The sequence below is a fragment of the Streptomyces sp. NPDC042638 genome, assembly GCF_040647235.1.
Lineage (GTDB): Bacteria > Actinomycetota > Actinomycetes > Streptomycetales > Streptomycetaceae > Streptomyces > Streptomyces rameus.
This window is the reverse complement of the sequence record NZ_JBEZBT010000116.1, coordinates 1-7,431: the sequence shown is the minus strand read 5'-3', so window position 1 is coordinate 7,431 and position 7,431 is coordinate 1. Positions and strand designations below refer to the sequence as shown.

Below are 7,431 nucleotides of genomic sequence, written 5' to 3'. Positions count from 1 at the left end.
CCGGCGGTTCCGACTCTATCAGATCCTTTCGGCGTCTGACTCCCAGTCAGGGGGGCTTGTCTTCCCGGCCCTTGGGCCGTTCCGACGAGTGAGACTTTAGCGGATTCCTGGCTCCCGAGCTAATCGGGGGCCGGCGTCCTTTCGAACGCGGATTCCTCATTTCGCAAATACGCACGCCAATGCTGACGACGCCAAAGCGTCGAACAGGGGGTGTGGTGCTTGCGGAATGGCTGTCCGGGGACCGACCGGGGTCGGCGCTCACGTCGGACAACTCGGAGAACAGTACGGATCGGCGCCGGGTGTGTCAACTCACGCCTCAGGAGCACTCCGGAGGCGTACTGTGGACGACGTGATGACGCGTACGTGCAACCAGCTCTGGTGGGCCGCCTGACGGCGGCCGGCTCACGTATGCACTCAACGGCCGCCGCTTCGGCGGCCGTTCTTGTATCTCCCTCCGACTGAGGGGGCCGGCCGCAGGGGCGGCGGTCCCAACCAAAAGGTGGAGTGGAGATGACTCGGGTCTTCAGTGGGGTCCAGCCGACCGGGCACCTGACCCTGGGCAACTACCTGGGAGCCATGCGGCGCTGGGCCGAGGTGGACCAGCACCGGGCGGACTCGCTGTTCTGCGTGGTGGATCTGCACGCGCTGACCGTGGACCACGATCCGGCGCGGGTGCGCAGGCTCAGCCGGCAGACGACGACACTGCTGCTGGCGGCCGGGCTCGACCCCGACGCGTGCACCGTGTTCCTCCAGAGCCATGTCGACGAGCACACGCGGCTGTCGTACCTGCTGGAGTGCGTGGCGACCGACGGCGAGATGCGGCGGATGATCCAGTACAAGGAGAAGGCCGCGAAGGAGCGGGAGCGCGGTGGCAGCGTGCGGCTGTCGCTGCTGACGTATCCCGTCCTGATGGCGGCCGACATCCTGGCGTACGGCACGGACGAGGTGCCGGTGGGAGAGGACCAGGCGCAGCACGTGGAGCTGACCCGGGATCTCGCGGTGCGCTTCAACCAGCGTTACGGGCACACGTTCGTCGTCCCCAGGGCGACGCTTCCACAGGTGGCTGCGCGGGTGATGAACCTGCAGGACCCGACGAGGAAGATGGGGAAGTCGGACGACTCGGGGGCGGGGGTCGTGTATCTGCTGGACGAGCCGGACACGGTGCGCAAGAAGGTGATGCGGGCGACCACCGACAGCGGCCGGGATGTCGTGTACGACCGGGAGGACCGGCCCGGGATCACGAATCTGCTCGACATTCTCGCTGCGTGCACGGGCGGGAACCCTGAGTCACTGGCGGACGTTTACGACTCGTACGGCTCTTTGAAGAAGGACACCGCGGAGGCGGTGGTGGAGGTGCTGCGGCCTCTGCAGGCACGGCACCGGGAGCTGTGCGCTGATCCGGCGTACGTGGAGGGGGTGCTGCGGGATGGTGCGGAGAAGGCGCGGGCGTTGGCCCGGCCGACGGTGGACAGGGCGTACAGGGCGATCGGGCTGCTCCCGCCGGTGGCGGAGCCCTCGCTGAGCGCGGCCCGCTAGTCGTCGGCCGGGTCGGTCCTTCTTGTCAGTCCTTCTTACCGGAGGCTAGTTCGCGGCTGCGGTCGCGGGCGGCCTCGAGGGCGGCGATGAGGGCGGCTCGTACGCCGTGGTTCTCCAGTTCACGGATGGCGTTGATCGTGGTGCCGGCCGGGGAGGTCACGTTCTCCCGGAGCTTCACGGGGTGCTCACCGCTGTCGCGGAGCATCACCGCGGCGCCGATAGCGGACTGGACGATGAGGTCGTGGGCCTTGTCGCGGGGCAGGCCGAGCAGGATGCCGGCGTCGGTCATGGCTTCGACCAGGTAGAAGAAGTAGGCCGGGCCGGAGCCGGACAGCGCGGTGCAGGCGTCCTGCTGGCTCTCCGGGACGCGGAGGGTCTTGCCGACGCCACCGAAGATCTCCTCGGCGTGCGCGAGGTGCTGCTCGGTGGCGTGGCTGCCCGCGGAGATGACCGACATCGCCTCGTCGACGAGGGCGGGGGTGTTGGTCATGACCCGGACGACGGGGGTGCCTGTGGCGAGGCGCTCCTCGAAGAAGGAGGTGGGGATACCGGCCGCTCCGCTGATGACCAGGCGGTCGGCGGGAACGTGCGGGGCGAGTTCGTCCAGGAGGGCGCCCATGTCCTGCGGCTTGACCGTGAGGATCAGGATGTCGGCGGTCTTGGCGGCCTCGGTGTTGGTGACCGGGGTGACTCCGTGGCGGCTGCGGAGTTCTTCCGCGCGTTCGGGGCGGCGGGCGGTGACCAGGAGGTCGGCGGGGGCCCAGCCGGCCCGGATCATTCCGCTGAGCAGGGCTTCGCCGATCTTGCCGGTGCCGAGGACTGCGACTTTCTGGCTCATGCGGATCAGTTTCGCACCGGGGTGGGGTGTGGGGGGTGGTTGTCCGGTGGGCGGAACGGAGGCCGGTAGGAGCTGGGTGGCCGCTTTCGGCCGGGCCGTGGGCTAGGCGGTGCGCCGTCGCAGCGTGGCTGCCCCGAGGCCCAGCACCAGGAGTGCGCAGCCGGCGACGATCAGGATGTCGCGGACGAAGATCGCCGTCATGTCCGTGTGGTGGAGAACCTCGTTCATGCCGTCGACCGCGTACGACATGGGCAGGACGTCGGAGATGCCCCTCAGGACGGGGTGCATGTCGGAGCGCGGGGTGAACAGGCCGCAGAGGAGGAGCTGGGGAAAGATCACCGCGGGCATGAACTGGACCGCCTGGAATTCCGAGGCCGCGAAGGCCGAGACGAAGAGACCGAGGGCCGTACCGAGCAGGGCGTCGAGGAGGGCGACCAGGAGGAGCAGCCAGGGGGAGCCGGTGACGTCCAGGCCGAGGAGCCAGACCGCCAGTCCGGTGGCGAGGGCGGACTGCACGATGGCGAGGGCGCCGAAGGCGAGGGCGTAACCGGCAATGAGGTCGGCCTTGCCCAGGGGCATGGCGAGGAGGCGTTCGAGGGTTCCGGAGGTGCGTTCGCGCAGGGTGGCGATGGAGGTCACCAGGAACATCGTGATCAGCGGGAAGATGCCGAGCAGCGAGGCGCCGATGTTGTCGAAGGTGCGCGGGCTGGCGTCGAAGACATAGCGCAGCAGGATCAGCATCAGGCACGGGATGAGGATCAGCAGCGCGATGGTGCGTGGGTCGTGGCGCAGCTGGCGCAGGACCCGGGCGGCGGTGGCGGTGGTGCGGGAGGCGTTGAGCGCGCTGGGGGCCGCGGCCGTCGTCGTGGTCACCGGGTTCATCGGGTGCTCTCTTTCGTGCGGCTCTCGGCGGCTGCCTCGTCGACCAGGCGCAGGAAGGCGTCCTCGACGGTCTCGGTCCCGGTGCTGGTGCGCAGGGCGTCCGGGGTCTCGTCGGCGAGGATCTCGCCCTCGCGCATGAGGAGGAGGCGGTGGCAGCGCTCGGCCTCGTCCATGACGTGGGAGGAGACGAGGAGGGTGACGCCGCGGGTGGCGGCGAGGTGGTGGAAGAGGTTCCACAAATCCCGGCGGAGGACGGGGTCGAGGCCGACGGTCGGTTCGTCCAGGACGAGGAGTTCGGGGGCGCCGAGGAGGGCGACGGCCAGGGAGACGCGGTTGCGCTGGCCGCCGGAGAGGTTGCCGGCGAGGGCGTCGGCGTGGCTGGTGAGGTCGACGTCGGTGATGGCCTGGGCGACGTGCCGGCGGCGGCGTTCGGCGGCGCCGCGGCCGGGGTCGAGGATCGCGGCGAAGTAGTCGAGGTTCTGCCGGACGGTGAGGTCGTCGAAGACGGAGGGGGCCTGGGTGACGTAACCGATGCGGCTGCGCAGGGTGGGGTGGCCGGCCGGCCGGCCGAGGGCGTTCAGGGTGCCGGTGACCTTGGCCTGGGTGCCGACGATCGAGCGCATGAGAGTGGATTTGCCGCAGCCGGAGGGGCCGAGCAGGCCGGTGATCTGGCCGCGGGGAACGGTGAAGCGGAGGTGGTGCAGGACGGTCCTGGTGCCGCGGAGGACGGTGAGGTCGTCGGCCTGGACGGCGGAGGCGGTGTGGGAGTCGGTGGTGAGGGACGGGGACGGCGGATCCGGCAAGTTATTCATCACGCGATGAATAATCGGCCTGGAGGGCTCCGGACGTCAAGGGCCACTGGGCGGAGCAGATGAGGAACGGGTCACGGCTTGCGGGCGACGAGCAGGAGGACGTCGTACGTCTCCTCGACGATGCCGTCCGGGAAGACCTTCAGCAGGTGGGCGCGCTCCTGCGCCAGGAAGGTGGTCCGGCGCTCCTCGGGGGTGAGGAGGAAGGCCGAGTGGCTGCCGATGTTGTCGAGATGCGTGTCGGCCGGGACCCGGCGGCTCCAGCGGACCGTGCGGTGGGCGAAGTCCAGGCGCCCGCTCGGGTCGGCACGCTCGACCCGCTCGCCGGCCTTGCCCTTCGCCGCGGCGATGTCCATGTCGAGGAAGCGGCCGGCACGGTCGGCGGCCTCGGCGATCCACTCGATGTCCAGGGCGTCGGTGTTCCACCACAGGGCCAGCGCACCGCCCGGGCGCAGCACGCGCAGCGCCTCCGGGACCGAGCGGGCCGGGTCGGTCCAGTGCCATGCCTGGGCGTAGGTGAGGAGGTCGGCCTGGGCGTCAGCCAGGGGGAGGGCGTTGCCGTCGCCCCGGACGAGCGGGATGTCCGGCAGCGCACGGCGGAACTCGGCGGCCATGCCGGCACCGGGTTCGACGGCGAGCACGTCGGCGCCGCGGGCGTGCAGGCGGGCGGTGGCGATTCCGGTGCCGGCGCCGATGTCCACGGTCCTGGCACCCGGCAGGGGACGGCCGGCCAGTTCCTCGACGGCGTCGAAGAGGGCGGACGGGTACGAGGGGCGGTTCGCGGCGTACTGGGCGGCGGCGGAGTTGAAGGACTCGGCTCGCGCGGCACGCAGGGCGTGCGGGTCGGCCACCGGAGGCTGGGAGGCTGTCATGCCCTCAGGTCTACGACATCACCGAAGCCTGTTGCGCGCCCGTTTCTCGACGAGGCCGTCTCACCGGCGCTCTCACCGGCGCTCTCACCGGGGCGGGAGGCCGGGTGCCACCGCCGGAGCGGAGCCCTAGCCGCGGCGCTTCTTCTTCGAGGGGTTGCCGGTGCGGCGGGTGGCGCGGCGTTCGTGGGCCTCGCGGGCCGTCTCGTACTCCTCGCGGTGCAGCTTCTCTCCCGGCGCCTCGGTGAAGGAGCGGAAGAAGTAGGCGAGGAGGGAGCCGACGAACCCGATGGCCAGCAGTCCGCGCAGGGATGCCTGGCGCTGCGGGTCGTGGCGCTTGCCGAAGCCCTCCCAGGTGTTGCGGAAGGCGAGCGCGCTGCAGATCGCGAACATGGCGACGACCAGCACCGTCACGAAGGAGCCGGTGCCGGCGATCCGGATGCCGTCGAAGGCGAAGCGGAGCACCAGGCAGGAGCCGGCGGCAGCGGCGAGGGAGCCGACGGCGACACCGGCGCGGCGGGCCGCGTAGCCGTTGTCGTGGTGCACCCAGGACGTGCCGAAGAAGCGCAGGGGCTCCGGGCGGGGGCCGCTGCCCTGGACCTGGCCGTCGCTCTGGACCGCGCCGTCGGCCTCGGCCGCGCTTCGGGCGGGGCCCGCCGTGGTGTCCGGGGTGCCGGTTTCGTCGCTCACGGGACGATTATGGCTCCGCGCGTGAGCGCGCTCCCGGGTGGGTCGGGCACCCGGGGAGAGCGCTCCGGCGGGGGCCCCGTGCGATCAGCGGCCGTGCGGCGCTCCCGCTCCCCCCGCGTCGCCACCTCACCGCCCGGACCCGGACAGCCACCGCCACCGCCCGCCGCCTGGAACAGCCCACCGCCCACCGCCCGGAACAGCCCACCTTCCGGACAGCGCCCTGCCCAGGCACCCCTGGGCGGTCCGGGCCGCTTCCGGTCCGGACCGCTCCGGGGTGGTGGCTTCGGGTCAGCCGCAGCGGGCGGCGACGTAGCCGTCGCTGCCTGTGTGGACGAAGGCGTCCGAGACGTACTCGCCGTTGTCGATCAGGTCCCAGATGTTCGTCGTGCCGTAGGGGCCGGACACCGTCGTGCCGGACGTCTGGCAGTAGATCGGCACCCGGACGCCCTCCGGCAGGACGCGGACCAGGTTGTACCCGGTGCCGGGGCCGCTGCGGACGTTCAGCCGGACGCCGGGGGCGACGGCATAGGTGCGCACGGCTGCCGCCGCCAGCGTCGTCACACCGTCGGCGCCGTCGGCGCTGTCAGTGCTGTCGGCGCCGCTGTCGATGGCCTCGGCCTCTTGTGCACGGTCAACGGACATGAACGTGATCCTCCCCCGTCGTTTCCCTGGAACTGGGCGAAACCCGGCGCGGAACGCGCGCGCGACTCGCACGCAGACGCTAGCAAGCCGCCTCTGTCCCGTACGAGTCATCGACTAGGCTCCGTGCGTCGCGCGCGCGGACGAACAGCACGGGGGTGGGTCCATGGCGCCACAGCGCAACACCGGAGCGGGGGCGGAAGCGGAACTTCCTGAATATGCCGGTCACTACCGGCTTGAGGCCTGTCTGGGATCGGGTGGCATGGGGGTCGTACACCTCGCCCGGAGCACCTCGGGGATGAGGCTCGCGGTGAAGGTCGTACACGCCGAGTTCGCCCGGGATCCCGAGTTCAGGGGCCGTTTCCGGCAGGAGGTGGCCGCCGCGCGCAGGGTCAGCGGTGCCTTCACGGCGTCCGTGGTCGACGCCGACCCGGAGGCCGGACGGCCCTGGATGGCCACCCTGTTCATCCCTGGGCCGACCCTCTCCGAGCAGGTGAAGCGGAAGGGACCCCTGGCCCCCGAGCAGCTGCGCCGGCTGATGGCCGGGCTCGCCGAGGCGCTGCGCGACATCCACCGGGTCGGTGTGGTGCACCGGGATCTGAAGCCCAGCAACGTGCTGCTCGCCGAAGACGGCCCGAAGGTCATCGACTTCGGCATCTCCCGGCCGAAGGACAGTGAACTGCGCACCGAGACGGGGAAGTTGATCGGCACGCCGCCGTTCATGGCACCCGAGCAGTTCCGGCGGCCCCGTGAAGTGGGTCCGGCCGCCGACATCTTCGCGCTCGGCTCGGTCATGGTGCACGCGGCCACCGGGCGCGGGCCGTTCGACTCCGACAGTCCCTACGTGGTCGCCTACCAGGTGGTCCACGACGAGCCCGATCTCACCGGTGTTCCGGAGAGTCTCGCGCCGCTGGTGACGCGCTGCCTCGCCAAGGAGCCCGCGGACCGGCCCACGCCGGACGAACTGATGCGGGAGCTGCGCTCGGTGGCGGCTTCTTACGACACCCAGGCGTTCATACCGGCGCAGCGCAGGAGCGGGGAGGACCCCGGGGAAGGGCCCGCGGAGGGGCTCGGGGAAGGACCCGCGGAGGGCCCCGCGCCGGAGGTTCCCGGCCGTGCCGGGCGGGGCGGCCGTGCCGGGCGGGTCGGCCGCGCCGGGCGGGTCGGC

Annotated in this window: 8 protein-coding genes; 2 read left to right on the top strand and 6 right to left on the bottom strand. The window is 71.3% G+C overall.

All coding sequences use genetic code 11. The features are described from left to right. Positions 1–510: 510 nt before the first annotated feature. Entirely contained in the window at positions 511–1,536 is a 1,026-nt protein-coding gene (gene trpS, locus AB0B40_RS37690; protein ID WP_345054122.1) for a tryptophan--tRNA ligase, read from the top strand. 25 nt (positions 1,537–1,561) lie between these two features. Here the strand turns inward: trpS and proC are convergent, their stop codons facing one another. From proC to AB0B40_RS37660, 6 genes are all read right to left on the bottom strand, one after another. Beyond that, positions 1,562–2,374 (bottom strand): pyrroline-5-carboxylate reductase, encoded by an 813-nt coding sequence (gene proC, locus AB0B40_RS37685; protein ID WP_345054125.1) that lies wholly within the window; start codon positions 2,372–2,374, stop codon positions 1,562–1,564. A 102-nt stretch (positions 2,375–2,476) separates the two neighbouring features. Then, entirely contained in the window at positions 2,477–3,256 is a 780-nt protein-coding gene (locus tag AB0B40_RS37680; RefSeq protein WP_345054127.1) for an ABC transporter permease, read from the bottom strand. After that, entirely contained in the window at positions 3,253–4,068 is an 816-nt protein-coding gene (locus AB0B40_RS37675; RefSeq protein WP_362268127.1) for an ABC transporter ATP-binding protein, read from the bottom strand. Before AB0B40_RS37675 ends, AB0B40_RS37680 begins: the two co-directional genes overlap by 4 nt. A 71-nt stretch (positions 4,069–4,139) precedes the next feature. Continuing rightward, on the bottom strand, positions 4,140–4,937 hold the full coding sequence (locus AB0B40_RS37670; protein WP_362268125.1) for a class I SAM-dependent methyltransferase: 798 nt from the start codon (positions 4,935–4,937) through the stop codon (positions 4,140–4,142). 126 nt (positions 4,938–5,063) lie between these two features. After that, positions 5,064–5,624, bottom strand: a complete 561-nt coding sequence (locus tag AB0B40_RS37665) for an EamA/RhaT family transporter (protein WP_345054135.1) — start codon at positions 5,622–5,624, stop codon at positions 5,064–5,066. A gap of 288 nt (positions 5,625–5,912) precedes the next feature. Next, positions 5,913–6,266, bottom strand: a complete 354-nt coding sequence (locus AB0B40_RS37660; protein WP_362268123.1) for an SH3 domain-containing protein — start codon at positions 6,264–6,266, stop codon at positions 5,913–5,915. A 163-nt stretch (positions 6,267–6,429) separates the two neighbouring features. Between AB0B40_RS37660 and AB0B40_RS37655 the strand changes: the two genes are divergently transcribed. Next, the coding region (locus tag AB0B40_RS37655) for a serine/threonine-protein kinase (RefSeq protein ID WP_362268121.1) at positions 6,430–7,431 on the top strand (1,002 nt) is incomplete at its 3' end.